Annotated in this window: 1 protein-coding gene; it reads left to right on the top strand. The window is 33.0% G+C overall.

Annotated elements, in window-relative coordinates:
• Positions 1 to 379, top strand: a 379-nt coding sequence (locus tag EVJ22_RS15375; RefSeq protein ID WP_199749353.1) for a helix-turn-helix domain-containing protein, incomplete at both ends; no start/stop codon positions are given.

Genomic DNA, 379 nt, shown 5'->3' on the forward strand with positions numbered 1-379 from the left:
GTCATTCACGATATAAATCATGTGAAAGAGCAATTGGAAGATCATGGTTTGTCACTTAAGTATTCTCGAAAGCATGGTTATGAAATTGTTGGTGAGGAATTTGAAGTTCGCCGTTTCTTCATTAAGTTGATTGATCAAAGGTTGAATCATGATATTACTAAAAGTGAAGTTTTAAAGGCGCTCAACTTAACATTCGAAGATATCGCATATCAAAAAGACAAAATCAAACAGGTAGAACAATTTTTGAAGAGTCGCTTTATAGACAAATCACTTAGTTCATTGCCTTATGTCCTTTGTGTGATTCGTAGACGAATTCAAAGTGGTCATGTGATGAATCCATTAAATATTAATTATCAGTATTTGAGGGATACGAAAGAAT

The sequence above is a fragment of the Exiguobacterium sp. SH0S7 genome (assembly GCF_004337195.1).
GTDB classification, from domain to species: domain Bacteria; phylum Bacillota; class Bacilli; order Exiguobacteriales; family Exiguobacteriaceae; genus Exiguobacterium; species Exiguobacterium aurantiacum_A.